The 26,996-nt window shown below is 41.6% G+C and carries 27 protein-coding genes and 1 tRNA gene; 21 read left to right on the plus strand and 7 right to left on the minus strand.

The genetic code is table 11. From position 1 onward, the window contains the following. Nucleotides 1–4 precede the first annotated feature (4 nt). A complete protein-coding gene (locus tag RE476_RS06000; protein WP_309309485.1) occupies nucleotides 5–2,203 on the minus strand; it encodes an ATP-binding protein in 2,199 nt (732 codons plus the stop codon). A 538-nt stretch (nucleotides 2,204–2,741) separates the two neighbouring features. Here RE476_RS06000 and serA point away from each other — a divergent pair. The 15 genes from serA (at nucleotide 2,742) to RE476_RS06075 (ending at nucleotide 14,109) form a co-directional block, all read left to right on the plus strand. Continuing rightward, a complete protein-coding gene (gene serA, locus RE476_RS06005; protein ID WP_309309486.1) occupies nucleotides 2,742–4,313 on the plus strand; it encodes a phosphoglycerate dehydrogenase in 1,572 nt (523 codons plus the stop codon). Nucleotides 4,314–4,404: 91 nt separating this feature from the next. Next, on the plus strand, nucleotides 4,405–4,845 hold the full coding sequence (locus RE476_RS06010; RefSeq protein WP_309309487.1) for a hypothetical protein: 441 nt from the start codon (nucleotides 4,405–4,407) through the stop codon (nucleotides 4,843–4,845). Next, a complete protein-coding gene (locus RE476_RS06015) occupies nucleotides 4,846–5,322 on the plus strand; it encodes a DUF2240 family protein (protein ID WP_309309488.1) in 477 nt (158 codons plus the stop codon). Between the two features lie 134 nt (nucleotides 5,323–5,456). Continuing rightward, nucleotides 5,457–5,837 carry a 50S ribosomal protein L18e gene (locus RE476_RS06020; protein ID WP_309309489.1) on the plus strand — a complete coding sequence of 127 codons (381 nt, stop codon included), beginning with the start codon at nucleotides 5,457–5,459 and terminating at the stop codon, nucleotides 5,835–5,837. A 9-nt stretch (nucleotides 5,838–5,846) separates the two neighbouring features. Further along, nucleotides 5,847–6,266: a 50S ribosomal protein L13 gene (locus RE476_RS06025; protein ID WP_309309490.1), complete on the plus strand. Its 420-nt coding sequence runs from the start codon at nucleotides 5,847–5,849 to the stop codon at nucleotides 6,264–6,266. Between the two features lie 17 nt (nucleotides 6,267–6,283). Next, complete coding sequence (locus tag RE476_RS06030) at nucleotides 6,284–6,688, plus strand: 30S ribosomal protein S9 (protein ID WP_309309491.1); 405 nt, start codon at nucleotides 6,284–6,286, stop codon at nucleotides 6,686–6,688. A gap of 10 nt (nucleotides 6,689–6,698) precedes the next feature. Then, nucleotides 6,699–6,887, plus strand: coding sequence for a DNA-directed RNA polymerase subunit N (locus tag RE476_RS06035; RefSeq protein WP_309309492.1), 189 nt, complete (start codon nucleotides 6,699–6,701; stop codon nucleotides 6,885–6,887). A gap of 294 nt (nucleotides 6,888–7,181) precedes the next feature. Further along, a complete protein-coding gene (locus tag RE476_RS06040) occupies nucleotides 7,182–7,367 on the plus strand; it encodes a DNA-directed RNA polymerase subunit K (protein WP_309309493.1) in 186 nt (61 codons plus the stop codon). Nucleotides 7,368–7,373: 6 nt separating this feature from the next. Further along, complete coding sequence (rpsB, locus tag RE476_RS06045; protein WP_309309494.1) at nucleotides 7,374–8,015, plus strand: 30S ribosomal protein S2; 642 nt, start codon at nucleotides 7,374–7,376, stop codon at nucleotides 8,013–8,015. Between the two features lie 72 nt (nucleotides 8,016–8,087). Then, entirely contained in the window at nucleotides 8,088–8,885 is a 798-nt protein-coding gene (locus RE476_RS06050; protein ID WP_309309495.1) for an MEMO1 family protein, read from the plus strand. 23 nt (nucleotides 8,886–8,908) lie between these two features. After that, nucleotides 8,909–9,814 carry a mevalonate kinase gene (locus tag RE476_RS06055; protein ID WP_309309496.1) on the plus strand — a complete coding sequence of 302 codons (906 nt, stop codon included), beginning with the start codon at nucleotides 8,909–8,911 and terminating at the stop codon, nucleotides 9,812–9,814. Nucleotides 9,815–9,818: 4 nt separating this feature from the next. Next, nucleotides 9,819–10,595: an isopentenyl phosphate kinase gene (locus RE476_RS06060; RefSeq protein ID WP_309309497.1), complete on the plus strand. Its 777-nt coding sequence runs from the start codon at nucleotides 9,819–9,821 to the stop codon at nucleotides 10,593–10,595. Nucleotides 10,596–10,605: 10 nt separating this feature from the next. Next, nucleotides 10,606–11,715 carry a type 2 isopentenyl-diphosphate Delta-isomerase gene (gene fni, locus RE476_RS06065; RefSeq protein ID WP_309309565.1) on the plus strand — a complete coding sequence of 370 codons (1,110 nt, stop codon included), beginning with the start codon at nucleotides 10,606–10,608 and terminating at the stop codon, nucleotides 11,713–11,715. 60 nt (nucleotides 11,716–11,775) lie between these two features. Further along, entirely contained in the window at nucleotides 11,776–13,122 is a 1,347-nt protein-coding gene (locus RE476_RS06070; protein WP_309309498.1) for an RNase J family beta-CASP ribonuclease, read from the plus strand. 21 nt (nucleotides 13,123–13,143) lie between these two features. Next, nucleotides 13,144–14,109: a polyprenyl synthetase family protein gene (locus RE476_RS06075; RefSeq protein WP_309309499.1), complete on the plus strand. Its 966-nt coding sequence runs from the start codon at nucleotides 13,144–13,146 to the stop codon at nucleotides 14,107–14,109. Nucleotides 14,110–14,283: 174 nt separating this feature from the next. Here RE476_RS06075 and ppdK read toward each other — a convergent pair whose 3' ends face one another. Then, the gene (gene ppdK / locus RE476_RS06080) at nucleotides 14,284–16,944 is read right to left on the minus strand and encodes a pyruvate, phosphate dikinase (protein ID WP_309309500.1); all 2,661 of its coding nucleotides are present in this window, start codon (nucleotides 16,942–16,944) and stop codon (nucleotides 14,284–14,286) included. Between the two features lie 233 nt (nucleotides 16,945–17,177). Here ppdK and RE476_RS06085 point away from each other — a divergent pair, with 233 nt between their 5' ends. From RE476_RS06085 to RE476_RS06105, 5 genes are all read left to right on the plus strand, one after another. Next, the gene (locus tag RE476_RS06085; RefSeq protein WP_309309501.1) at nucleotides 17,178–17,438 is read left to right on the plus strand and encodes an H/ACA ribonucleoprotein complex subunit GAR1; all 261 of its coding nucleotides are present in this window, start codon (nucleotides 17,178–17,180) and stop codon (nucleotides 17,436–17,438) included. Between the two features lie 101 nt (nucleotides 17,439–17,539). Continuing rightward, nucleotides 17,540–18,553: a transcription initiation factor IIB gene (locus RE476_RS06090; protein WP_309309502.1), complete on the plus strand. Its 1,014-nt coding sequence runs from the start codon at nucleotides 17,540–17,542 to the stop codon at nucleotides 18,551–18,553. Nucleotides 18,554–18,663: 110 nt separating this feature from the next. Continuing rightward, entirely contained in the window at nucleotides 18,664–19,275 is a 612-nt protein-coding gene (locus RE476_RS06095) for a LysE family transporter (protein WP_309309503.1), read from the plus strand. A 2-nt stretch (nucleotides 19,276–19,277) separates the two neighbouring features. Then, nucleotides 19,278–20,279: a class I SAM-dependent methyltransferase gene (locus RE476_RS06100; RefSeq protein WP_309309504.1), complete on the plus strand. Its 1,002-nt coding sequence runs from the start codon at nucleotides 19,278–19,280 to the stop codon at nucleotides 20,277–20,279. 63 nt (nucleotides 20,280–20,342) lie between these two features. Then, nucleotides 20,343–20,414 (plus strand) — tRNA-Thr (locus tag RE476_RS06105). Between the two features lie 47 nt (nucleotides 20,415–20,461). On the opposite strand, the gene RE476_RS06110 is transcribed toward RE476_RS06105, so the two are convergent. The 5 genes from RE476_RS06110 to RE476_RS06130 all read right to left on the minus strand — a co-directional run bounded on the left by RE476_RS06110 (nucleotide 20,462) and on the right by RE476_RS06130 (nucleotide 26,051). Beyond that, the gene (locus RE476_RS06110) at nucleotides 20,462–20,902 is read right to left on the minus strand and encodes a potassium channel family protein (protein WP_309309505.1); all 441 of its coding nucleotides are present in this window, start codon (nucleotides 20,900–20,902) and stop codon (nucleotides 20,462–20,464) included. 117 nt (nucleotides 20,903–21,019) lie between these two features. Beyond that, complete coding sequence (locus RE476_RS06115; protein ID WP_309309506.1) at nucleotides 21,020–23,419, minus strand: cache domain-containing protein; 2,400 nt, start codon at nucleotides 23,417–23,419, stop codon at nucleotides 21,020–21,022. Nucleotide 23,420: 1 nt separating this feature from the next. Further along, nucleotides 23,421–23,654 carry a hypothetical protein gene (locus RE476_RS06120; RefSeq protein ID WP_309309507.1) on the minus strand — a complete coding sequence of 78 codons (234 nt, stop codon included), beginning with the start codon at nucleotides 23,652–23,654 and terminating at the stop codon, nucleotides 23,421–23,423. 789 nt (nucleotides 23,655–24,443) lie between these two features. After that, a complete protein-coding gene (locus tag RE476_RS06125; protein WP_309309508.1) occupies nucleotides 24,444–24,935 on the minus strand; it encodes a rubrerythrin family protein in 492 nt (163 codons plus the stop codon). Between the two features lie 183 nt (nucleotides 24,936–25,118). Continuing rightward, nucleotides 25,119–26,051 carry a cache domain-containing protein gene (locus RE476_RS06130; protein ID WP_309309509.1) on the minus strand — a complete coding sequence of 311 codons (933 nt, stop codon included), beginning with the start codon at nucleotides 26,049–26,051 and terminating at the stop codon, nucleotides 25,119–25,121. Nucleotides 26,052–26,479: 428 nt separating this feature from the next. Between RE476_RS06130 and RE476_RS06135 the strand changes: the two genes are divergently transcribed. Continuing rightward, nucleotides 26,480–26,953, plus strand: a complete 474-nt coding sequence (locus RE476_RS06135) for a YbaY family lipoprotein (protein ID WP_309309510.1) — start codon at nucleotides 26,480–26,482, stop codon at nucleotides 26,951–26,953. Nucleotides 26,954–26,996 lie beyond the last annotated feature (43 nt).

The raw sequence follows: 26,996 nt of genomic DNA on the forward strand, positions 1-26,996 counted from the left end.
TTTCCTAATCGTGAATATCAGAATCGTATAGAGGGAGGGATATATGGACAACTGTGCCAACGCCTTCCTCACTTTTAAGTTCAATTGTTCCGGAATGCAATTCCACTATATTTTTTGCAAGATATAGACCCAGTCCGTTTCCTCCGTGGATACGGGTGGCTGAACCATCCACCTGATAGAATCGGTCAAATATTCGGTCCATGCAATTTTTGGGGATTCCCAGACCATGATCACTTATGTCTACACAGATGTTACGATCGTCCTCATTAATAGAAACAGATACTATGGAACCTCTGGAAGAGAATTTTATCGCATTGTCCAGAACATAAACAAAAAGATATTTTAGAAATTCACAGTTACCATATACCAGATTCATATCAAATGAGTAATCGGTGTTTAATTGGATGTCCTTATCCTCCATCCTTGTAGAGAGAGTGCTTATAGCATTGTCAAGCACGTCTTTGAGATGAATTGGTGACAATACATGATATTTTTCAAAATAAAGAGAATTCATGTTAAGCAGAGATTCTATTAACTGCTCCAGGCGTTCTGAATTAGAAACAACGATTTTCATACATTGTCTTTGTTTTTCATCAAGCTCGCCAAGAAGTCCGTCATAAATAGCCTCACTATACCCTTTAATGGAGATAAGAGGTGTTTTGAGCTCATGGGTGATATTAGCTACAAATTCATCTTTCATCCTGTCAAGGGATTTAAGCTCCTCATAGGCTTTTCGGGTTTCTTCCACAAGGCGTATGTTCTCTACAGTTATTCCAACCTGGTGACCTACATTGCCGAGTATGTCAAGATCAGTGTTTGAGATAATAGTTCCACGATCAGGGAACAACAATACAATGCCAACAAGGTCTTCCCTTGAAATAACAGGGATAAAAACAAGCCTACCGACATTTTCATTCATGACGATATTTTTCAAGCTACCTGAAATGTCATTTAATTCGTCTGTGACCCAGGTGCTTTTTATGTCGGGCACTATTTGGAACAGAGGGTCATTGAAATTGATGCAGGTGATTTCTTTTTTCAGCTCATCTTTTATCCCATTTGATGAGCATATTCTGAAACTTTCATCGTTGGAAGAAAAAAGACAAATTAATCCAGAATTACATTCTGCATAAGAAAGTATCTCCATAAGAATATCATCCAGAAAATCCTGCATTTCCAGTGAACTTGCAGCAATCAGAGCTGTAGACTGTAATATGAGCAGGTTGCGATTCTTTCTTTGAAGGTCCTCTTCAGCAAGCGATATGTCAGTGATGTCCTGGGTTGTGCCCTGAAAAAGCACCTGTTTTCCTTCACTATTCCATGTTACTTCACCAAGGGAATGAAGAATGCAAACTGAGCCGTTTTTCTTTATGACCCTGGTTTTCACTTCAAACTTATATCCAGGTATTGAAAGCGCTTTGTCTACACATGAATTAAATAAACTCCGGTCATTAGGATGTATTAGAGTGGAATAGATTTCTTTGTTAATTGGTATTTCATCAGGTGAAAAACCCATGATACGATACATTTCCTCGGACCAGAAATGCTTTTTTGTACGCAGATCAATTTCCCAGCTCCCTGTATGGGATATTTCCTGCGCCCTTGTAAGCCTGTCCTTGTGTTTCAGAACAGACTCTTCAGCTTTTTTTCGTTCTATGCTGTCCACAAATATGTCACCAACAACCCTCATCAACTTAATGTAATTTGCTGGCCAGACCTTTTTCTTTCCGAAGGAATCAAATCCCAGAAAACCAATCAATCGACCATTGGATTGAAGCGGAATAGAAAGTACAGATGTGATACCTGCTTGTTGCAAAGCATCTTTTTCTTTACTTGCCGCAGATGGTAATTTTGATACATCGGATATGTGCACTATCTCTGGATTTTGTAGTTTTTCCATCCACCATGGAAAATATCTGACAGGGACATAATTTATATTAGTATCATCTACGTGCTCTGCATGCCACTTGTAGATAGTATCATTTTCTCCCCGGTAATTGGAGAAAAGTACTAAATAACTACGATCAGCATCTGCAAATTCAGCTATCTGTTTAAGAGAAAGACGTATCCCATCATCGATATGGTATGATTTTTTTCCAATGAAATTTGAGGAGATATCCGCAACAATGTTCTCAAATTTTAACTGGGAAAGTAGTTCGCTCTCTGCACATTCACACTTTTGAGCCATTTTTGAAACAGTCATACCGAATAAAAGAAAGGTGATAGCAACAAATGACCTGAAATAAATATGATGAAATATTTCTTTTTCTGCTAAATAAGCGGGTAATATGTCTGCAGTAAATAAAAGATGTACCAGATAGGTATCAGCTAGCCAGAATACAAGCCCGAATAATATTGACACCAATAGTATTTTTACGTCTTTTCTCATATCCAACCCTGCTATGAAAAGAAACTACCATTTTGGCATATTAAATGCCAGAATTCGTTTTTACTGCTATTTAAAGCTAATATAGAGGCATTTATAAATATGTTCCTATTTATTCCGGGAAAAAAAGCCAAAAGAAGTTTGGAATTGAATCAGCTCATACTACGCATTTAAAATAGTAAAGAGACAAGTATATGTAAAATGGCGCATTTTCAAAATAGATTAAAATAGGTTGAAAAGAACTAGGGAAGCACAGGACGATATGTAGAAAAACATATAATTCCAGTAGTCCTTAAACCTATAGAATCAAAATACGCAATTACCTATATTGCATTTATCTGCGGAGACATACAAAATGAAAGTACTAGTTAGTGATCCATTATCAGAACAGGGATTAACAATACTCCAACAGCATTTCACAGTTGATGTCCTTACCGGACTTTCCGAAGAGGAACTAGTTGAGAAGATACCGGAATATGATGCACTTGTTATCAGAAGTGGAACACAGGTTACAAGAAAGGTCATAGAGGCAGCTGACAAGCTAAAGATAGTAGGCAGGGCAGGAGTTGGAGTCGATAATGTAGATGTAGAGGCAGCTACTGAAAAGGGAATCATAGTTGTCAACGCACCTGAAGGAAATATGCTCTCCGCAGCAGAACACACTATTGCAATGATGATGGCTCTGGCAAGAAATGTTGCACAGGCCAATGAGTCACTCAAATCCAAGAAATGGGAACGCAGCAAGTTCATGGGCGTAGAGGTAAATGGTAAGACTCTTGGTGTTATCGGACTTGGACGCATTGGAGCGGAAGTCGCAAAGAGGGCACAGGGACTTAACATGAATATCCTGGCATACGATCCTTTTGTCTCAGATGAGAGAGCAAAAGAGATGGGCGTAACTATGATGTCCGTACAGGAGATCGTGAAACTGGCTGACTTTATCACTGTCCATACACCACTCACTAAAGAGACAAGGAACATAATCGATGCTGAAGAGTTCGCCTTGATGAAAAGCAATGCAAGGATCATCAATTGTGCACGTGGCGGAATCATCAATGAGGAAGCACTTGCAGATGCATTGAACACTAATAAGATAGCAGGCGCTGCAATTGATGTGTTTGTGAATGAACCACCTTTTGACAGCCCGCTTATTGACTGCAAGACCCTGATAGCTACACCGCATCTTGGTGCTTCTACCGAGGAAGCGCAGATAAATGTAGCTGTTTCTGTTGCTGAAGAAGTAGTTTCCGTACTTAATGGCGGAACTGCAAAAAGTGCTATTAATATACCATCCGTCAAGCCGGAGGTCATGACCATGCTTGCACCTTATATCCAGCTTGCTGAAACAATGAGCAATGCATGTGCACAGCTTCTTGGTAAGAACTATGAGAAAATAGAGATCTCATACAACGGCGATATTGCAGAGAAGGACACAAGACCGGTTACTGTTGCCGCAGTGAAAGGTATGCTTCAGGTTGCACTCGGTTCAGCTGTCAATTATGTTAATGCAGGCTCCCTTGCAAAATCAAGAAAGGTAGAAGTTGTTGAAAGTAAGTCAGAAACCACAGAAGAGTTTAGTTCAACAATTAAAGTCGAAATAACAATCGGTGATGAGAAAGCATCTATCGCCGGTACAGTCGTTGGTGGCAAAGGAAAGGTCATCAAGATCAACGGGGAACACGTTGATATGATACCAACCGGATATATGATAGTAGCAAAACACATTAACAAACCTAATGTGATCGGACCTTGCTGCATATTGCTTGGAAAGAACAACATCAACATATCAGGAATGCAGGTTGGAAGAGCTGAAATAGGCGGAACGACCATAATGGCACTCAATGTGGATTCAGAGGTTCCTGAGGAAATACTGAAAGAGATGAGGGCGGTTGAAGGCATTATAGATGCGAAACTCATCAAATTTTAAGTATCAGAAAGCAGATATTTTGTAAAACATAAAGGATGGCAGCAGTTCAATGATGCGAAAACGCATATATCATAAGTTTCCCCACAGGACGGTGGAGTTTGAACAGAAGTACCGCTACCATTCTGACCTTCCTTTTTTTGTGAAAGTGATGGCAAACATAGACGGGAAATTCGGTATGTTTGTCACTGAATCCGTTACCCAGAGAGGACATCGCATACAGGCGAAAAGAGAGATTACAGTGGAAGTAGTATCCAATGGAATTGATTTTTCCCCACTGAACTATGATACTGTGGATGATGTACTGGACACCATTGAACAAGAAGGAATCATGGACTTCAAAGTACATTTAAGGTATAGTTATCTCGACGGGAAATATAATCGCGTACCATTCAGGGGAGACATATATCTTGTGAGAGCTATTCTTGAACATGAATTACTTGTACTCCAGATCAATCACATCGACGGACCGAAGAGAACGGAGTGCGGGCGCGTTGCTGACACCATTATTGACGAACTTCGCAGAGGCTCATGAATGGACGAGTTGATGCTTGTAGCTGCAACGCCATTCAAAAGAAATAACAAGAATTCACTTTCCATCAAGGATTTTGAATTCGTACTCTCTTTTGACCTTAAGTGGATGGCACCTGATGTTGCATCAAAGGTAAGGGACAGGGCCATAGGTGCCCACTTATTAAAATTTAGTGGAGCAGAGTTAGTTCCCAATTTTGACATGAGCAAGATAGAGATACCACATGGTTTCAAGCCTTCTGGATCTATTTTTAAAGAGCGATCGACCATTGAGGACATAATTGCCATGATAGTCGCAAATTGCGGGAAGAATGCAAGGGATACAACTGCACTTATCAATAAAAAACAGGAACAATTCGATGATCTTGTAGATATTGAAGTGGCTGGCCTGCTAACCGCAAAAGAGCTTGGTTGTGACATAGACCCACTGTATGACAAAGTGTACGGCAAGGTTTTCAGTAAAGATGAAAATACCACATAATCTTTATGTACTATTAATGTTATTCAAGAGCAGTCTGATTCTACAGACAACTCATGTTCTTACTTAATTGACACCTTACGGATGTTCGAACGCATATAATGCGTGAGTGAGACATACTCTTGCGGAGGAACAATATGAGCAAGACTACACAAGTCAAAATCGAAAGAAAGACAAACCCTCGTACTCCTGTGCTTATTGCAGCACTGAAAGAAGGGTCACGTCAGAACGAAGCTGCTATCTGGAGAGATGTGGCAAAGAGGTTAGAAAAGCCTGGAAGGAATTACGCACAGGTGAACCTCAGTAAGATCAGCAGGTATGCAAAGGATGGGGAAACAGTCCTTATTGCAGGTAAAGTACTTGGTGCAGGACTCCTTGATAAGGCAGTCACTGTTGCAGCATACAATTTTAGTGTAACTGCAATAGAAAAGATCACCAGTCTTGGCGGCAAATGCCTGACAATTGAACAGATATTGGAAGAGAACCCCAAGGGATCTGGAATAAAGATCTTACAGTAGGTGAAGAAGATGACAATTATCGATGCAGACGGACTCATAATGGGTAGGCTTGCAAGCACTGTGGCAAAAAAATTGCTTGCGGGTGAACAAATTGATATCATCAATGCTGAAAAAGCAGTCATTTCCGGTTCAAAATATTCAACATTAAGGGAATACGATGTAACTATGCAAATAGGTAAGCCCGAGTTTGGACCATACTTCCCGAAGAGACCGGACAGAATCCTCAAAAGAACCGTAAGAGGAATGCTGCCTTACAAACGTGCAAGAGGGAAAGACGCAATGGGTCGCCTGAAGGTGTACGTTGGAGTTCCAATGGAATTCAAGGACAAGGAAAGTATACAAATTGTTGATGCAAGCATGGACCGCCTGAGCTCAAACAAATATCTCAGACTTGGCGATCTCAGTAAAAAACTGGGTGCTAAGTTCTAATAAGGAGGAAGATTAGAATGTCCATTAAAGTAATAACCTCATCAGGTAAGAAGAAGACAGCTATTGCACGTGCAACTGTGAAGAAGGGAACCGGAAAAGTGCGCATAAACAAAAAACCACTTGAAATATACTCCCCTGATTTTGCAAAGTTCAAAATATATGAAGCAGTTATGCTTGCAGGCGAAGCTATTGAAGGAATTGACGTAGATGTTGTTGTCAGCGGTGGCGGAATCATCGGTCAGGCAAGTGCTGTAAGGACTGCAATTGCAAGAGGCATTGTAGACTGGACCAACGACACAAATCTCAGAGATACATACATGGCATACGACCGTAACCTCCTGGTAAATGACTCCAGGCAGAAGGAAACCAAGAAGTTTGGTGGACCAGGTGCACGTGCCAAATATCAGAAATCATACAGGTAGGCAATAGAATATGTTACCAGTTCGATGTTTCAGCTGTGGAAAGGTAGTCTCAAATTGTTGGGAAGAGTACAAACAGCGTGTAAATGAAGGGGAAGACCCTGCAGCAGTGCTTAATGACCTTGGCGTCACAAGATATTGTTGCCGCAGGATGATCCTTTCACACGTCGAGCTAGTAGATACGCTTGCCCCATACCAGTAGGAACCCCGTAGGTTGCCAAGACCATCCTTCGACGTTTGGGACATACATATTTACTATGCAAAACACGCAGGAAACTGGGTTTTAAGCTCAGTGGCCATGGCACCTTACAGGAAACTACTGTTTAGGACACATATACGACCACATTCGGAGGGATTCCGAATAAATTTATTTATAACAACTATCTTTAACCCCATTAATGGCTATCCATACAGGAATACTTTTTGTAAGCAATAGGAGTAGCTGTCGATAAATGGACTATTGATACATTCAATATAATTTTGATAAGGTGATCTATTGACTACGGAACACTATACCAGGTATGAAAAGGCAAGAATTGTCGGTGCCAGAGCACTGCAAATTTCAATGGGAGCTCCGGTTCTTATAGATGATCCAAGCATGAACTCACTGTTCCTTGCTAAGAGAGAGTTCGAACTAGGGGTTACCCCGATTACTGTTAAACGAAACTTAATAATTAGGTGATATTTTATGGATTCAACTGAGGAAACTATAATCAATGAAGTGACAGAGGAAGTAAGCGAAGAGGTAAAAACCACATCCCTTGTCCCAATAGATGAATATCTTGCAGCAGGCGTACACATTGGTACACAGCAGAAGACAGAGAACATGATGAAATTCGTCTACCGCGTAAGGACAGACGGTCTTTATGTACTCGACATCCAGGCAACCGATGAGAGAATAAAACTCGCAGCCGGATTCCTTGCAAAATACGACCCACAGAGAGTTCTTGTAGTATCTGCAAGACAGTACGGCCAATTCCCTGCAAAGATGTTCGCAAAAGCTATCGGTGCTAAGTCAATGGTTGGAAGATTCATCCCAGGAATACTCACAAATCCTAAGATAGAGGATTTCTACGAACCAGATGTAGTAATTGTTACCGACCCAACCGGAGATGCACAGGTTATCAAGGAAACCGTAAACATCGGAATTCCTGTTGTTGCACTCTGTGACACAAACAACATGACATCAAACGTAGACCTTGTTATCCCAACCAACAACAAAGGAAGAAAAGCACTTTCCCTTGTCTACTGGTTACTTGCAAGAGAGATAGCAAAGGCCAACGATTCAGTGTTCACTTACGAACTTGAAGACTTTGAAGTAGGAGTCTGAACCGACAACTGAGTGTGAAGCATACTACACATATATTAAAAACCCTTATTAGAATATGGGGTGATTAGTAGTATGAGACAAACAACCGTTGCTGGTCAGTTCTATCCGCTAAATCCAAAAAGTCTTAAGAAGGAACTTAGCAGGTGCTTTAAGGATCTGGTTATTTCAGAAAAGCCAATCCTTGGTGCTGTCGTACCTCATGCCGGATACATGTATTCAGGCCAGGTGGCAGCACATGCATATGCCCAATTACCCAGGGCAGATACCTACATCCTGTTTGGCCCAAACCATACAGGATACGGATCTGCCGTGGCAATGTCCCAGGATACCTGGACGACTCCACTAGGAGTTGTTGAAACTGACAGGGAAATTGGAAAGCTGCTTGCGGGGACCATCATAGACTTTGACGAGCTTGCACACCATTTTGAACATTCCATCGAAGTTCAGATACCTTTTTTGCAGCACAGATTCGGCAGTAATTTCAAGATACTTCCTATTTGTATGGGACTTCAGGATGAAGAAACCGCAATCGAAGTAGGGAAGGAACTTGCAAGAGCAGTTAAGGCTTCTGGAAAGAAAGTAGTGTTCATCGCATCAAGTGATTTTACACATTACCAGTCTGCCACAGTTGCCAGCGATAACGATCATTATCTTATCGAACCAATCCTTGAAATGGATATTCCTGAATTTTACAGACGAAGAGAAGAAAGGAATATCTCAGCATGTGGTTTTGGCCCTATCGCAGCAATGTTATCAGCCACAATGGAATTTGGTGCTAAGAACGTCTCACTGCTGAAATATGCAAACAGCGGAGATGTGACCGGAGATACATCAGGTGTTGTCGGATACGCGGCAATTGTCCTGGAATAAAAACACTACCAATAGGACGTTCTATGATCACATGTTCTGCACCCGGAAAAGTTTACCTTTTTGGTGAACATGCAGTAGTGTACGGCGAGAGTGCCATATGCTGTGCAGTAGAACTTCGAACAACAGTTCATGTAAATAAAGCCGAGGAAGTGATCATAGAATCAGTTCTTGGCAGCACCGGACTGGATTTTGAAATACACCCTTACGTATCCCATGCTATTGAAAAAATGCGCCAGTTCACAGATATAGAAGGAGTGGCAATCAAGGTCGAATCTGAACTACCTGTAGGTTCCGGACTCGGATCTTCAGCTGCAGTTACCATTGCAACTATTCAGGCATTAAACTATTTATATAAATGTGGTCTTTCCCTTGAAGACATAGCAAAGACCGGACATGAGATTGAAAAGATGGTGCAGGGCAATGCAAGTCCAACAGACACATATGTGAGCACAATGGGCGGCGTTGTGATGATACCTCAACGAAAGAAACTTCAGCATCTTAAATGTCCAATTATCATAGGCAACACAAACAAGTTCTCCTCTACAAAAGAACTGGTGGGAAGTGTTGCAAAACTTCGCAGTGAATTCCCTTCTATTATAGACCCCATACTTGCCAATATTGGCCAGATGTCCATACTTGCTGAGAAATACGTCAACGAGAGTGACTACAGAACCATTGGCAGGTTAATGAATGTGAACCATGGACTTCTCGATTCCATAGGAGTTGGAAGTACGGAACTTTCAGCCCTTGTATATGCAGCACGCCACAGTGGTGCCATAAGCGCCAAGATAACAGGTGCAGGAGGTGGCGGATGCATGGTCGCACTTGCAGAGGATGACAATGCGATATCCATTGCCAAAGCTATCGAAGAAGCTGGCGGAGAAGCCATTATTACAAAAAATACGGAAGAAGGCGTACGACTGGAGTAATTAAATGGATAAAAATAACATCACCATCCTGAAGATAGGTGGCAGTGTCATTACAGACAAAAGTGCTGATGACGGTGCTGCAAGAGTGGATGAAATAAAACGTATTGCCAGTGAAATTGCAGGTTTTGACGGTAAACTTATCATAGTACATGGAGCCGGTTCATTCGGTCATCCACAGGTCAAACGTTTTGACCTTACAGGAAAATTCGATCACACAGGATCAATAATAACACACATGTCTGTAAGGAAACTCAACACAATGGTTGTTGAAGCCCTGAACTCTGCCGGAGTGAACGCATTACCAGTACACCCAATGGCATGTACGGTTTCCAATAACAGCCGGATCGAGAGCATGTTCCTTGAACAAATCAAGAAAATGCTTGAGAACGATTTTGTTCCTGTTTTACATGGAGACATGGTGATGGACAGTGAGCTTGGGACTTCGGTTCTTTCCGGAGACCAGATAGTCCCATATCTGGCAATACAGATGAAAGCATCAAGAATTGGTATTGGAAGTGCTGAAGAAGGTGTGCTTGACAATAAAGGTGAAGTGATACCTAATATCAGCAATGAAAACTTCGAGATAATAAAAGAGTACCTCGGAGGGTCAGCTAATACTGATGTAACAGGCGGCATGCTGGGAAAAGTACTTGAGCTTTTAAATCTTAGTGAGCAGTCAAGTAGCACTTCTTATATATTCAATGCAGGCAATTCAGGAAACATATCCGATTTTCTGAAAGGAAAGAATATTGGCACCGCCATTTCTGGTGTCAAAATATAGATTTTAAGGTATTATCATGAGCACTTCCAGGAGAAAGATAGAGCATCTAGAATTATGCGCTGCAAGCCCGGTAGAATCGAGGAAAGTTGGACCAGGATTCAAAGATGTAATGCTGGTACACAGGGCTTTGCCAGAAATGGATATGGAGGATATAGACCTGTCTGTTCGTTTTCTGGAAAAGGACATGAATGCGCCTTTTATGATAGCATCCATTACAGGCGGACATCCTGATACAACACCAGTCAATGCTGCACTTGCAGAAGCTGCGGAAGAACTTGGAATTGGAATTGGCGTCGGAAGTCAGAGAGCAGCCATAGAGGACCCTTCACAGGAAGAGTCCTTCAGTATTGTAAGGGATAAAGCACCCAGTGCTTTTGTATATGGGAATATCGGTGCTGCACAGATAAGGGAATATGGCGTTGAAGGTGTGGAAAAGATCATTGAAATGATCGATGCAGATGCCATTGCAGTTCACCTGAACTTCCTGCAGGAAGCAATACAGCCGGAAGGAGACAGAGATGCTTCCGGAGCACTGGAAGTTATAAAAGAGATATGCTCCCTGGCAGTACCTGTAATTATTAAAGAAACAGGAGCTGGCATCTCACACGAAGACGCATTGCTTCTTAAAGATGCAGGTGCTTCTGCCATAGATGTAGGTGGCGTGGGAGGAACCAGCTGGTCCGGTGTGGAAGTATACCGTGCCAGAGAGAGAAAGGATACCGAATCAGAATTGCTTGGAGAGTTGTTCTGGGATTTCGGCATACCCACAGTACCAAGTATAGTGGAATGCAGTGTATTTTTACCTGTTATCGCAACAGGCGGCCTCCGAACAGGTTTGGATATTGCAAAATCGATAGCTTTAGGAGCATCAGTTGCAAGCGCTGCACTTCCTTTTGTTGAGCCGGCCCTGAAAGGAAAAGATGAGGTAGTAAACAGCATTCAACATATGCTAAATGAATTTAAGGTAGCAATGTTCCTTTGTGGCTGCAAAGATGTGAAAGACCTACACTCATCACCTACCGTAATCAGTGGCTGGACAAGAGAATATCTTGAACTACGTGGCTTTAATGTGAAAGACCTGGCCCTTCGTTCAAAGAATACTGATTTCCAGAGAGTTTAACATTCATCCAGTAAGGGAATACTTAAATAAAACACATACTATAATTAGAGAGTAATATACATGACAGAAATAGGAATTATTGCAGTTGGCGGCTATAATGAAATGGGCCGTAATATGACTGCCATCAGAATCAATGATGACATAATCATCGTTGATATGGGCCTCCGTCTGGATAGAGTTCAGATACATGAGGACGTAGAGATCGACAAAATGCATTCACTTGAACTCATTGAGATGGGAGCGATTCCCGATGACACAATTATGAAAGAGGTGAATGGAAATGTGCGTGCAATTGTCTGTACACACGGCCACCTTGACCACATTGGCGCAATATCAAAGCTTGCACACAGATACACAGCCCCCATTATAGGAACTCCTTATACAACAACCCTCATTAAACATCAAATTGAGTCTGAGAGAAAATTCGGAGTAAAGAACAACATCGTATCAATGAATGCTGGCGGAACAATGGAAATCACAAAGGACATTTCCATCGAATTCGTCAATACCCAGCACAGTATAATTGATACTATATTCCTTGTGATCCATACCGTAAGTGGTGCCATTGTATATGCATGTGACTTTAAGCTTGACAGGACACCTACCCTCGGGGAAGCACCTGACTTTAACAGGCTTAAGCAGCTTGGTGAGGAAGGAGTCATTGCACTTATCACAGAGAGCACAAACTCAGGACGTAACGGAAAAGCTCCGTCTGAAATGATAGCACACTCTATGCTAAGGGATGTACTACTTGAAACAGAAGAGTCAGATGTAGGCATGATCGTAACAACCTTTGCATCACACGTAGCCCGCATGAACTCCATTGTTAAATTTGCAGAAGAAATGGGAAGGACTCCCGTTCTTATGGGAAGATCAATGGAGAGATACATTGCAACTGCTCACCAGATGGGATACATAGACCTTCCGGATTCAGTAGAAATCTACGGAAACAGAAGAGAGATAGACAAAGCTCTGGCTAAGATCATGGAAGGCGGCAAGGACAAGTACCTGCCAGTTGTCACAGGTCACCAGGGAGAACCCGGTGCAGTTCTTGGAAGAATTGCAAACGGAGAGACACCTTTTAAAATTGATAAAGGTGACAGAGTAATATTCTCTGCAAATATCATACCAAACCCGATGACACAGGCAAACCGCTATGCACTTGAGACTAAATTGAAGATGCGCGGAGCCAGAATATATGATAATGTCCATGTTTCAGGACACGCATACCGTGAGGACCACTGGGAACTTCTGAGAATGCTCAAACCTGAACATGTGATACCTGCACACGGCACCATACAGATGCACAGCGAGTACATACAGATGGCAGAAGATGCAGGATACATACTGGGAGATACTCTTCACCTCCTGAGGAATGGAGAAGAACTCTACATTGACGAAGAGTAATTAATATAGATAGGGATGTTTATGGATTTGATTGAAGAGATTAAAAAACGTTCAGTGCATGTCGATAAAGGTATTGAGGAATACCTTCCTATAGACAAGCCATATGAACTTTATAAAGCAGCCAGATACCTTCCTGACGCCGGAGGTAAAAGACTTCGTCCGGCAACTGTAATTCTTGCTGCAGAAGCCGTAGGTTCTGATCTTGAAACGGTTCTTCCAGCCGCTGTGGCCGTGGAACTGGTCCATAATTTCACACTTGTCCATGATGATATAATGGACAGGGATGACATACGCCGCGGAATGCCTGCAGTCCATGTAAAATGGGGAGAAGCAGGAGCCATCCTTGCAGGTGATACCCTTTACTCAAAGGCTTTTGAGATACTTACACATGCATCAGGAGATCCAGAGCGCATACTGAAGTGTATCGACATACTTTCCAAGACATGCAGAGATATCTGCGAAGGACAATGGATGGACGTGGAGTTTGAGAGTCGCACAGATGTTACAAAGGAAGAATATCTCGAAATGATCGAGAAGAAAACCGGTGTGCTCTATGCCGCTTCCATGGAAATTGGCGCGATTCTTGGCGGTGCATCTGAAGAAGTTGCTGATGCATTCTACGAATGTGGAAGGTTGATAGGTATCGCTTTCCAGATCTACGATGATGTCATTGACATGACAACTCCTGAAGAAGTACTTGGAAAGGTCAGAGGCAGTGACCTTATGGAAGGTAAGAAGACACTCATAGCCATACATGCCCTGAACAAGGGTGTAGAACTTAAGATCTTTGGAAAGGGAGAGGCTACAACAGAAGAGATCAATGAAGCAGTTCACCAGCTCGAAGAAGCAGGATCCATAGATTATGTAAGAGACCTTGCACTGTCCTACGTGGCAAAAGGTAAAGAGCTTCTTGATGTTGTTGAAGAGTCAGAAGCAAAGACTATACTTCTGGCAATTGCAGATTATATGATCACAAGATCATATTGATCTGTTCACTTTTTTGAAGAGCCATGCTCTTCACACATCTTTTTTAGCCTAGCCATTTGTTAACAGACAAGGACAGATAGTTGTCAAAGCATCCCGAAATCGGATAGACGTTAGCTTAGGCTATTAATTGAAAATTCTGTTCTACTAAAAAAGAAAACAAAAAGTATTGAAAAATCAGGAGTTATCCTGTTTTTCAATTACAGCCTGTGCTGCGGAAAGTCTTGCTATTGGCACACGGAAAGGAGAGCAACTTACATAGTTCAGTCCGATATTATATCCGAACTTCACAGAGCTTGGTTCTCCACCATGTTCACCACATATACCAATCTTAAGATCAGGTCTTGTGGAACGTCCCTTTTCAATACCAATCCTGACAAGCTCACCAACGCCTTCCTGATCAAGGACTGCGAAAGGATCGTTTGTAAGTATGGAATTCTCGATATAGAATGGAAGGAACTTACCTGCATCATCCCTGCTGAAACCAAATGTTGTCTGTGTAAGATCATTAGTTCCAAATGAGAAGAACTCTGCCTCCTTTGCAATCTGATCTGCAGTCAGAGCAGCTCTTGGAAGTTCGATCATTGTACCTACAAGATAATCCAGTTTTACACCATTTTTGGCCATCACGGATTCTGCAACTTCAACAAGATCCTTCTTGGCGGAACTAAGTTCATTGACATGAGATATCAGAGGGACCATTATTTCAGGAACAATGTCCATACCACTTGATTTAAGCTCACATGCCGCTTCGATGATAGCCTGGACCTGCATCTTGTAAATTTCAGGGTATGTGATACCAAGACGGCAACCACGGTGGCCGAGCATCGGATTGGTCTCTACCATAGAGTCAACACGTTCCATCAGCCTTTTGATATCTTCCATCTCTTTGGAACTGCCACCTGCCGCCTCAACTGCCCTTAGTTTATCTGCAAGTTCTTCATGTTTCGGAAGGAACTCGTGCAAAGGCGGATCAAGAAGACGGATGGTTACAGGATAACCTTCCATTACCTTGAAGATACCCATGAAATCTTCTTTCTGCATTGGAAGAAGTTTATCGAGAGCTGCTTTTCTTACATTGGTATCTTCAGCCAGAATCATATCCCTTACTGCAGGAATACGGTCCTCGCCAAAGAACATATGCTCGGTTCTGCAAAGTCCGATACCTTCAGCACCAAATTCCCTGGCAACCTGAGCATCATGTGGTGTGTCTGCATTTGTCCTGACACCCATCTCCCTTACTTCATCCGCCCAGGAAAGTAGTACATCAAGTTCACCGCTTACAGTCGGAGTGATAAGGTCAACTTCACCAATGATGAGAGCACCAGTGGTTCCATCCAGAGTAACATAATCACCTTCATTCACAGTAACATCGCAGACTGTGAATGTTAAACTGCTCATATCAATACTGACTGCGCCACATCCGGCTACACAGGGTTTACCCATACCTCTTGCAACTACGGCTGCATGAGATGTCATACCTCCCCTTACAGTGAGGATTCCCTGTGCAGCATCCATGCCGCCTATATCCTCAGGAGAGGTCTCTGTACGGACAAGAATGACCTTTTCATTGTTCTTTGCCATTTCCTCTGCATGTTCTGCGGTGAAAACAACTTTACCAACAGCAGCACCCGGAGATGCAGGAAGACCTGTGGCAAGAACTTCATATTCAGCTTGGGAATCAATTGTTGGATGTAAAAGACGATCAATTTGTTCAGGAGAGACACGCATAAGAGCTGTTCGTTTATCAATGAGTCCTTCATTGACCATATCAACAGCGATTTTCAGTGCAGCAGCAGCAGTTCGTTTACCTGCTCTTGTTTGCAGCATGAATAATTTGCCCTCTTCAATGGTAAACTCGATATCCTGCATATCACTAAAGTGATTTTCCAGCTTCTTATATATCTCTTCAAGTTTTGCATAAGATTCTGGCATTGTATTCTCGAGGGTCACTATTGACTCAGGAGTCCTGATACCTGCAACAACATCCTCACCCTGCGCATTCATAAGATACTCGCCAAAGAAGCGTTTATCTCCTGTCGCAGGATCTCTTGTGAATGCCACTCCGGTACCAGAGGTTTCACCCATGTTACCATAGACCATTGATTGAACGTTTACAGCTGTACCCCATTCACCAGGAATATTGTTAAGGCGCCTGTAAGTGATCGCACGCTGGTTGTTCCATGAATTGAACACAGCATCAATTGCCATTTGGAGCTGCTTGCGTGGGTCCTGAGGGAAATCTTTGCCAGTTTCATCCCTTATTATAGACTTGAATGTTTCAACAAGTCCCTTAAGGGCATCAGCATTGAGATCAGTGTCAAGAACAACACCCAGCTTTTGTTTTTTCTCACTTAGAGCCGATTCGAACTTGTGATGTTGAATATCCAGCACAACATCACCGAACATGGTGAGGAACCTGCGGTAGCTGTCATAAGCGAATCTTTCATTGCCAGTCTTCTTTGCCAGACCTGCTACAGTATCATCATTTAACCCTAGGTTTAAAACAGTGTCCATCATGCCAGGCATAGAAACCCGTGCACCGGACCTTACTGAAATAAGCAAAGGGTTCTCATTGTTTCCGAACTTTTTGCCAGTTACCTTTTCGAGTTTTAATATTGCATTATTTATCTGGTCAATAACCTCGGTTGGATAAACCCCCTTATCAAGATAAAGTAAACAAACCTCAGTTGTTATGGTGAATCCTGGTGGAACAGGGATTCCCAGATTGGCCATCTCTGCAAGGTTGGCACCTTTGCCACCCAGCAGATCTTTCATACTATTTTTACCTTCAGTTTCTTCGTTTCCGAAAAAATATACGAATTTATTATCTGCCACCGAATTTCCTCCATGCATAAGAATATATGATGGACATTCATTAGTACTGTAAGTCGAGCCACAATTGTTCTTTTATAACTTTAAGGTTGTGGTCTGCGAACAACTGACATTGTCTGAAAAAACACAGATATGTTTTTGTACTGAAAAAAACTAATATTAAAATGCTTACGATAAGTATTTATAGAATTAGCGTACCATATAGTATAAAACCTAAAGACAGTAAAAGAACACACATGAAAAGATTAGGTCAGATACTGCATATTTCTAAGCAGAATGAAGTCGTTATTAGAGGCGACGAAAAGAAGTTTTCCGGGTCGATGAGGGAGTTACCCAGAATTAATTCTTTAGTTCTTGATAAATCCATTAAGCCTATCGGAAAGGTTTCCGGCATATTTGGTCCAGTTGACCAGCCCTATTTTACTCTGAAACCTGATAAGAGAATTATAGCTACCGGATTGGAAAAACTTGTAAATGAGCGCGTTTACGTTCAATGACGCATTGACGTAGATTATAAGTGATTACGCTGTGAGCTGTGGATGACTAAGAATATACTTACCAAATATATTTTCTTAAATGTTTATAAAAGGTGATTTTAATGGTCGAAGTTGAAAGGGTACGATATTCCGATACTTCCGAGAGGGAGAAGATACGTGCAATGATTAAAGCACGTAAAGAAAAAGATAAGAATTTAGATGTAGAAAAAGCGAAGGTCCAGTGTCCGGAATGTGGAAGCCGTAACCTTGTACAGGACTATGAGAGGGCAGAGCTCGTATGTTCTGACTGTGGGCTTGTGGTCGACGCAGAGTTTGTTGATGAAGGACCTGAATGGCGTGCTTTCGATCATGACCAGAGAATGAAGCGTTCCCGTGTGGGCGCACCAATGACCTACACGATACATGACAAAGGTCTGTCTACTATGATAGACTGGAGAAACCGTGACTCATACGGTAAATCAATTTCATCAAAGAACAGGGCTCAGCTGTACAGGCTAAGAAAATGGCAACGTAGGATAAGAGTAAGCAACGCTACGGAAAGGAACCTTGCATTCGCACTGTCCGAACTTGACCGTATGGCATCAGCTCTTGGTCTGCCAAGGACAGTTCGTGAAACTGCCGCTGTAGTATATAGGAAAGCAGTCGATAAGAACCTCATCCGTGGAAGAAGTATTGAAGGTGTTGCAGCAGCAGCATTGTATGCAGCATGCCGCCAGTGCAGTGTCCCAAGGACACTTGACGAGATTGGAGAAGTATCAAGGGTAAGCAGGAAAGAGATCGGCAGGACATACCGTTTCATTTCAAGAGAACTGTCCCTCAAACTCATGCCAACCTCACCAATAGATTATGTCCCAAGATTCTGTTCAGGACTTAACCTTAAAGGTGAAGTACAGTCCAGAGGTGTTGAGATCCTCAGGCAGGCTTCCGAGAAAGAACTTACCAGTGGCCGTGGACCAACCGGTGTTGCAGCAGCAGCAATTTACATTGCATCCATCCTTTGTGGAGAGCGCCGTACACAGCGTGAGGTCGCAGATGTTGCAGGTGTGACAGAAGTCACTATCCGTAACAGGTACAAAGAGCTTGCAGAAGAGCTTGACATAGAGATCATTCTCTAAAGAACTTGAACAATGACTGAACAAAGGAAGGCTGTACCACCACTTCCTTTGTTACACATACTTTTTTCCAAATCATTTTTAACATTTGACCGGATTTACCAGTATAGACTATGTTCGAACTACTGGAAATGCTGACAATAGGTTTTGCCGTGGGCATGACAGGTGCACTTGTACCTGGACCAATGCTTTTTGCCACGATAGACTCCTCCCTGAAAAAAGGATGGAGAGCAGGCCCCGAGATTTTCATAGGTCATGCGATTCTGGAGTTTCTGGTGTGCATATTGATAATATTTGGCATTACAGCGGTTAGCGACAATACAGTTCTTGCAATCTCCATAGCAGGAGGAGCCACACTTGTTGTGTTCGGTATCCTTACCATGAGAAATGCAAAAGGTGCAGCAAGTTCAATACATGAGCATGGGACCACAAACTCAAATCCAGTGCTTGCCGGAATAATCACTTCTGCCTCAAACCCATATTTCTGGTTGTGGTGGGTGGCTGCCGGAAGCGCCCTTGTCCTTAAGGGACTTGAGATAAGCATACTTGCAGCGGCGATGTTCGTGATAGGGCACTGGTTTGCAGACCTTGGCTATTTTACGGTTGTATCCACATCATTCAGTAAAGGAAAGAGGCTCATGTCCCCAAAAGTTTATGAAAGGGTACTGATGTCTTGTGGTCTGTTCCTTGTCCTGTTCGGGTCATGGTTTATTATAGGTACGTAAACATGAGAAAAAGTTGCATCAAGGTTTTGAAAAGAGAGGGCGAACCCATACGCAGAGCACTGCTGGAAATGGACCTGCTGGATAATTCCGCACGCATATGCTCCGAAGAAGATTACTTGTTCCTCCCGCTTACAGAAAAGCCACCGGAATCACAGTTAAAGGAACTGCCCGGAGAATTTGAACTTACTGAAAAGGAGTTTGAAGAACAGAAAGGACAATTAAAGCTTGAAGATCTACTGGACAACGCACCTCATTTTGAAATTGTTGGAGATATCGCACTTATAGAAGACGATGTGCCGGAACCTCAGAAGGTTGCTGATGCCATCATGAAGGTGAAGAAAAATGTAAAGACGGTTCTTGCTGCCATGAGTCCTGTGCAAGGAGAGTTTAGAACCCGCAGATTCAGAACTGTTGCGGGAGAGGACAGGACATCAACAATCCACAGAGAATATGGTTCACGCTTTTACATTGATCTTGAAAGAGCATACTTCACCCCCCGCCTTGCAACCGAACGCTCACGCATCCTTACACAGATAAAGGATGGACAGACTGTCGTAGACATGTTTGCAGGGGTTGGACCATACAGTATAATGATAGCCAGGAAAAGTCCCGACATCAAGGTTATCGCTATCGACAAGAACCCTGATGCTGTAGAGTTCTTACGCCACAACGTTGAACTCAATTCCACAAGCAATGTGGAGGCAATCGAAGGCGATGCCAACATTGAAGCTGAAAAGTTTGCAGGGGTAGCAGATCATGTGATCATGAACCTGCCCCACAATGCAAACGAGTTCCTTGACGCTGCGGTTAAACTCTGCGCACCAGGGGCAATTATTCACTATTACGATATCACACATGAAGACGATCTCTTTGACAGTTCCCTGAAACTGATTGAAGAAGCGGCAGAAAGAGCAGGCAGGACAATTGAAGTTGCTGAAAACAGAGTTGTGCGCTCATACGCCCCTCACCAGTTCAATGTCTGCATTGAAGTGAGAGTATTATAATTAAATATAATAACAAGCGAAATTATTAAATCAACATATAGAGTTATAGTGTCGTTCACAGTTGCCTCTGTGGCTTAGGGGTATAGCGGCTGATTCGTAATCAGCAGGTCGGGGGTTCAAATCCCCCCGGGGGCTCTTTTTTATAAATATTAAGCCGAAAAGTTTAACCTATAAACAAAAGCCTATAGAATAATAGCTTCCTCTTCGTTATCCTTTATGTTCTCCAGAATATCCCGTTCCATTTCTTCCAGAGTATTACCCGAATCCCACAGAAAATTCGGAACACCTAAGGACATTTGCTCTATATGCTGTTTTCTAAAATATTCACCACTTGCAGTAACAAAGCCTAACAATATTCCGATTCCTGTGAAAACGTACAGAATAGTGAATATCTTTCCTGCATCAGTTACCGGGGCAAAATCTCCATAACCTATGGTTGTCAGGGTGATTACTGAAAAATACAGGGAATCAAGCCATCTCCAACCTTCTACTGAATGATATACAATAGTTCCAAAAGTCAAGGTAATTATAACAAGCACAAAAAAACTTCTGAATTCAGGCTGCTTGAGCATTTTGTAGAGAGAACGCAGATATATGAAAAATGTCAGGAAAAACGGAATCATAATTGTTCTATTACTAAATCTTTCTTTATATGCAAATACTATTCGCTATTCCTTTTTAAAGATGATATCTGAAGAATCACGTAAAGATTCCATCAGATTAAATCCTTATTCATCTTTTCAGGCACTTGTAGAAATTGGCCTCAGAACACAGGCAATCCAGTTCAAACCCGGATATTCCCGGTATCCCTTGGTTTTGCATGCACCATAGATATATTTTTGATCATTAAATTCAAAAAGGCCGGAAATTTTCTCTCCTGAATGTAGAGCAGAGACTTCATCGGGAAGGGTAAGAATAGAACCAACGGAAAAATCCTCGTTGCCTGTTGTTTCAATCACTTCAAAATCATGGTTAACGTACACAGCAACACTGCCAGGGATAATCTCGCCTTTCCTGTCTTTAGGAAGACATGTTGACAATATCGTTTTCGCTTCAGTATCCCAATCGAACAGGACCCCAAGTACTCCTATAGATTTACCTTCCCGCTCGCCATTTTTGCGAACGCCGCCGGCATATATCAGAGACCGCTGCTTATCCTTTTCCAGAGAGGAATTCATGACGTCCTGAACAGCATATTGACTTGATCGTGAAGTACGGGCCCCTTCCTCAAACCAGATATGATCTGACACATCAAGTTCACTAAGTTCACTCATTAACTCTGTATTTGAACAGGCCCTGATAACTCCATTCAAGTCCGCTAAAAACAGATTCCTATACATGGTATAACTGCCATTGATAACTTTTAGCCGATCACTGGCTTTCATGAATTCCTCTTCAGATGGATTTAATAGCGCTTTCCAGAAATATTCATCAGTTGACCACCAGCGAATATCAGCCGACCTTTCAAAGAGATTTCGATCAATTAGATCGATGGCCTGTTTAGCAAAGTTTTCCAGTGTCTTTAAATTCAACTGCAGTTCAACAGCTGCCATCTCCTGCAGCAGCCCTTCCATTTTAGACGTAATGAAATTGCTGGATTGTGTGATCTGATTGAAAATTGGCCCCAACTGATCACCGCGTACTCCCATTTTTGAGCCGTATATGGTCCCGTTAATCGATATCAATAAAATTTCAGTTTTGTCATTTTGTATTTTTGCATAGGTCTGCTTATTGATATCCGGGTTGATATTGGAATTCATTAACTCTTTTGATTCAATATTATATCCACCATCTTCGATTGTGTCCACAAAAATATGTGATTTGGGAAGAATGATATGGGAACTCCAACCAAGCCCGCGATATTCCAGATAACCGTCTGTTCTGGAAGAAAATATGGCAGATTCGACCCCTTCAAAGGCCATATAGGCATTAGCCTGCCCTCCATCAACTAAGGCACGGTTATTTCGTGGAATATGCGCTTTTGTCCCAACCTCGAGTATATCTTCATCTGTGGAGGCAATAATTTTTCCATCACTACTGGTAAACATCGAATAACAGCCATCCTGTATGATGCCTTCCTGAGTTAAAGGCATATATTCATCCAGGATGATTTTGGCCTCTCCCTGAAAATCAAAATAGATACCCATGGCCCCAAGCACGTTGCCATCCTCATTGCTATCTTCACGAACAGCAGTGGAATATACAAGAGAAAGCTGCTCCTCTACTTTAGATGGACAAATATCCTCAGCAATATATTCTGTTCCGTTTTTAGTTTTCAAAGCCCTAGTAAACCAATCTTCATCGTTTACCCTTATACCTAAAACGTCTGATCTTCTAAGGCTGTTTGAATTAGCGATGACATATCCTTCAGAATCGGCAATGACCAGATCCCTATAAAGTGTATAGGAGGTCTTGATATCTTCCAACCGATCGCAGGCAAAGGAGATCTTAGAATCCAGATCCACCATATTTTGCAAAAAACTTTCCAGAGCCTTTTGATTTTTGTCCCCAGCCTGAGACGCATGGCAAAAGTGCTTAAATCTTCCGATAAAGTCCTTTAATGCTCCATCTTTTAATAATTCGGGGAAATTTCTAAGTTCGTCGGCGATCTGAGAATTTATATTTAATTCTGCCGCTGAAAGAGAAGCATCTGTTCCTTCAGTAATTGCCGGCTCTTGGGGTTGAGACTGACTTTGGCCTTCCCCCATAATTTGCAAAATAGATACCGCGTTTTGTTTGGTTTTTTCGTAAAATGCAATGCAATCGCTAAAAGCTGTTTCCAGTGCCCACCATCTTACATCGCAAGTCCGCTCAAGAAGATTCCTGTCCAGAGTGTTGATCTTATTATAAGCAGTAGTATGAAGAATTGATTCATGTTGTTCCTCTTTGGCGATATAATATTGATCAAATAATTTCTTTGTAATCTGTAATAACTGTCTAGAGAAACCTTCCACATGTTTCATCAATTCGATGATTTGATCCCGTTCTACTGAATTTTCACTGATTGCAACAGCTATGGCTTCTCCATAAAAACATACCGGGATAATAACATTCAGTTCATTGACAATTTCTTCATAGAACTCACGATGTTCAAAACGTATTGAAGGATCAAAAACACTGAAATTTTTTTCCACACTCATCTCAATTCCTCTGGACATTTACCTTTTTTACTTTTTTGATTATCTTCAAAATAGTGCGAGCAATGTTAACTTCCCTGCTATTAAATTTGTTAAATATGCTTAATGTTGCTGCTCTTAAGAGAACCAAATTTCTCTCATAACCAATTCGAACTAAGCATGCTTTTTCCGTATTAATCTGGATTTTTTGACCGCCAGTATAAACAATAACGTCCCATAGACCATATTCTTCATTCATTATACCTTCTAATCAAGTAGGTAATTATATTCCTTGTGAATATATATAAGATTAACTATAATATGAACTGTTACACTTATACAGTTAAATGCTTGTGCCAATTTTTGATTTTCAGGTTATTGATAAAAACGCAGCATGCACTCAAACTTATGTCCAGCATATAGCTCTACCAGTTCCACAACCTAGCGTTTTCGTGTTTTTTAGATATAATTACGGAGACATTATGCATATAAGTGACAAGTACAAAACAAAAAGAACTTACCCCGCCTGAGTATTTTAACTGTGTAACATACGCTGATTTCAAAAGAGTTCAGTGAGTATACCAGATGATTTACGTCAAATAATTTTAAATCAGCCCATAGGTGTTCTGGACTACAAGATGGGGTGCCTCACGGATTTTCTATTTATCCTAATTTCCAAATGTGAAGAATTAATAATTCAATTTCCCGAAATTGCCTATTTTTTAGAAAGCAGGAGCTAGCCACAAGCTACATCATCACCCTGAACCGACACCCACTATCCCCGGTAAGCACCTTTTTTTCCATCAGAATATTCAGAGCCCTGACAAGAACGAGCCTGAATTTCTTTTTAATATTTCCCATTGTACAATAGCAAAGTGTCCTTGAAGCAACTTCAATATCACATTAACAAGAAGGAAAAATAGCTGAACTGGATAAGCAATATGAAGCACTTGTTACGGAATCGAGAAAACTGTAATGGCATATGGTTTTAAAAAACATGAAGCCTGTGTTCTTTCAGGCTTCACAGATAAGTTCATGTTTTTAGAGATTAATCGATCTTATCAAACTTAGAAGCAGGTGCTCCGCAGATAGGACACTTGTCTTCAGGCTTACCCTCGTGAGTATGGCCACAGACACTGCATACGTAGTAATCGACCTCTTCATTGTTACCAATTTCAGCCAGTGCCTTTTCATAGAGGCTGGCGTGGATCTTTTCTACTTTATTTGCAACTTCAAAACTCCAGAGAGCCCTGTTGTCGCCTTCTGCCTTTGCCTCTTCGATAAATTTAGGATACATCTCCTCAAATTCATACGTTTCTCCGTGGATTGCTTCTTTCAGGTTATCCATTGTGGTCCCGATGCCGCCCATGCGCTGAAGATGATTTAGAGCATGAACTGTTTCAGCAGCAGCAGCAGCCCTGAAAAGTTTAGCTATCTGTGAGTAGCCTTCTTCATCTGCCTTCTTTGCAAATGCCAGGTATGTCCTGTTCGCCATTGATTCCCCAGTAAATGCTGCTTTAAGATTATCTTTAGAACTCATACATATCTCCTTTTGACTGTTTGTCATACATCATTAGGAACTTGTGCATATATCACACTAACGCCATGATGCCTGGAAATAGAATACACGTTAGCAGCAGTTGGATAGGATACTAAAAATCAATATTGGAAAAAGCGTTCTAAAATGGAAATACATATTGTAAAGAAAAAGGTGGGTTTTAGGTCACTCCACCAATTCTTCATTCTCCTGTGCCCATGCCGGCTGATCTATTGCAAAGAATTCAAGATCAGTATTTCCTGTATTTTCAGTATGCTGCTTTGAGCTTGCAGGTATGAGAATGAGTTGTCCTTCACCCAGTTCAAATGGCACATCCTCTATGTAAAGTACGCCTTCGCCTGCAAGAACATAATGAACTTCAGGATTTTTCATCATGTGAGATTCAATGGAACCACCCGGTTTGATGATCACATGAGCAATGCTGTAATCTACACCCAGATCCCCGTCAACTATTCCCGGATGGAGAAGATTTCCAAGTGATACGGTTCCAAAGCGAGTGAAATATTCAATATCCTGAAGATTATTGGTGTACACGTAATCATCCACATAGAAACCGGAAGTCACAAGATATGTCTGATCACCGATAGAAGCTCTTTTGACAAATGTGTATTTCAGGGTAGGAGAGGTCTCACCAGGTTTTGGCCATCGGTAATCGACCCATCCTTCGCCATCTTCACTCAGGGCAGTATCTATGAAAAGTTGACCAAGAGGATTACCGTTGTAGTCTTTAAGGTCGGATACATTTTCGCCCTCACTGCTTACATTCGGAGCGTAAGCCACACGTATTCCTTCAGTTGTCCATATACTGAGATAGATATCATTATGGAACCACTTGCTGTCTTTTTCTCTGAATTCATCAAATGCAAGTTCTCCTTTTTCATTCATGAGTTCGACAGCTTCATTTACCAGGGACATTGTAGCCCCTTTCTGAAAAGCCAGTCCGACAGAACCTTCTTCTACTGTTTGAACTTCCTGTCCAACAGGGTTAGCAGCATGTTTCTCACCCACGGTTGTATCTTCGGACTGTACACAACCAGCAACTGCCAGCAACATAATTGTGACAAAAAGAACACATATTAGTTTCTTAAAACGATTCATATTAGAACACCTGTAAAATTGAAATTAAAATTAAAACGCAAACCAAAAAGTTCTTTTTTTCTTTAGTGAGGTACTCCAGGAGATTCATTTTCCGGTGGTTATGTATATGTCCTGATCGGATCAGTTCATACCCCTGCTACTCAAATTGATTACATGTTACGATTGTGGTTATTAGCACATACATAAAAAAAAACTTATATTATAATTTGCAAACGATACTAATTGGTTAATACTATATTTAACTTACCAATATTATTGATATACACAATCATGTTCTCTCCTAAAAACTCGCCAATGCCCTGATTTTTAAGACTATGGATCATTTTGCAGATTACATAAATGAATTATACCAAAGAACCATTTGTTCATGTAGTTCAATAGAGGAAATGATCGAGATGAATAGATATATTATATGTAGCCTGGCAATTTTGTTAATAATAGCTTCTGCGATCTCAATGGGATGCACTGGAACTTATGATGAAAACAATATAAACGAAACCGGCAGAGTAGATGATAGTGCAAATAACGACTCTGATGAAAATCAGGTTTCTGAAGAAAATACCATTCAGGGAATGATAATCTTTGATGAACCTGTGGAATCGTTCTCCAATGCCACTGTATATCTGGAAGTAGATGATGTCAGTCTTCAGGATGTTGCATCCACTGTAATATCAGAAGAATCCATTGTTGGAGTTTCCATGAATGCCAGTGACATTCAGCCAGTGACATACCTTATCCACTACCCTGAACTTGAAGAGAAAAGAACATATTCACTTTCAGTACATGTAGATGTAGACGGCGACGGTAGGCTTTCAAATGGAGATTATTATAGTACATGGCACAACCCGGTTCCCACCGAACCCGGCGTATATGAGCTTGATGTTCATGTGGAAATGATCTGATATCTGATTATACTAAGATCCCGGTGCACCTGATTTGTGGATT

Source organism: Methanolobus mangrovi, assembly GCF_031312535.1.
GTDB classification, from domain to species: Archaea; Halobacteriota; Methanosarcinia; order Methanosarcinales; family Methanosarcinaceae; genus Methanolobus; species Methanolobus mangrovi.

Coding starts and splice junctions, on each gene's coding strand:
- RE476_RS06100 (WP_309309504.1), top strand. CDS start 19,278: ATGAGAAAAAGTTGCATCAAGGTTTTGAAAAGAGAGGGCGAACCCATA.
- RE476_RS06130 (WP_309309509.1), bottom strand. CDS start 26,051: ATGAATCGTTTTAAGAAACTAATATGTGTTCTTTTTGTCACAATTATG.
- RE476_RS06060 (WP_309309497.1), top strand. CDS start 9,819: ATGGATAAAAATAACATCACCATCCTGAAGATAGGTGGCAGTGTCATT.
- rpsB (WP_309309494.1), top strand. CDS start 7,374: ATGGATTCAACTGAGGAAACTATAATCAATGAAGTGACAGAGGAAGTA.
- RE476_RS06120 (WP_309309507.1), bottom strand. CDS start 23,654: ATGAATGAAGAATATGGTCTATGGGACGTTATTGTTTATACTGGCGGT.
- RE476_RS06070 (WP_309309498.1), top strand. CDS start 11,776: ATGACAGAAATAGGAATTATTGCAGTTGGCGGCTATAATGAAATGGGC.
- RE476_RS06030 (WP_309309491.1), top strand. CDS start 6,284: ATGTCCATTAAAGTAATAACCTCATCAGGTAAGAAGAAGACAGCTATT.
- RE476_RS06055 (WP_309309496.1), top strand. CDS start 8,909: ATGATCACATGTTCTGCACCCGGAAAAGTTTACCTTTTTGGTGAACAT.
- serA (WP_309309486.1), top strand. CDS start 2,742: ATGAAAGTACTAGTTAGTGATCCATTATCAGAACAGGGATTAACAATA.
- RE476_RS06115 (WP_309309506.1), bottom strand. CDS start 23,419: ATGAGTGTGGAAAAAAATTTCAGTGTTTTTGATCCTTCAATACGTTTT.
- RE476_RS06035 (WP_309309492.1), top strand. CDS start 6,699: ATGTTACCAGTTCGATGTTTCAGCTGTGGAAAGGTAGTCTCAAATTGT.
- RE476_RS06020 (WP_309309489.1), top strand. CDS start 5,457: ATGAGCAAGACTACACAAGTCAAAATCGAAAGAAAGACAAACCCTCGT.
- RE476_RS06000 (WP_309309485.1), bottom strand. CDS start 2,203: ATGACTGTTTCAAAAATGGCTCAAAAGTGTGAATGTGCAGAGAGCGAA.
- RE476_RS06125 (WP_309309508.1), bottom strand. CDS start 24,935: ATGAGTTCTAAAGATAATCTTAAAGCAGCATTTACTGGGGAATCAATG.
- RE476_RS06025 (WP_309309490.1), top strand. CDS start 5,847: ATGACAATTATCGATGCAGACGGACTCATAATGGGTAGGCTTGCAAGC.
- RE476_RS06085 (WP_309309501.1), top strand. CDS start 17,178: ATGAAAAGATTAGGTCAGATACTGCATATTTCTAAGCAGAATGAAGTC.
- RE476_RS06090 (WP_309309502.1), top strand. CDS start 17,540: ATGGTCGAAGTTGAAAGGGTACGATATTCCGATACTTCCGAGAGGGAG.
- RE476_RS06050 (WP_309309495.1), top strand. CDS start 8,088: ATGAGACAAACAACCGTTGCTGGTCAGTTCTATCCGCTAAATCCAAAA.
- RE476_RS06015 (WP_309309488.1), top strand. CDS start 4,846: ATGGACGAGTTGATGCTTGTAGCTGCAACGCCATTCAAAAGAAATAAC.
- RE476_RS06075 (WP_309309499.1), top strand. CDS start 13,144: ATGGATTTGATTGAAGAGATTAAAAAACGTTCAGTGCATGTCGATAAA.
- RE476_RS06095 (WP_309309503.1), top strand. CDS start 18,664: ATGTTCGAACTACTGGAAATGCTGACAATAGGTTTTGCCGTGGGCATG.
- RE476_RS06110 (WP_309309505.1), bottom strand. CDS start 20,902: ATGATTCCGTTTTTCCTGACATTTTTCATATATCTGCGTTCTCTCTAC.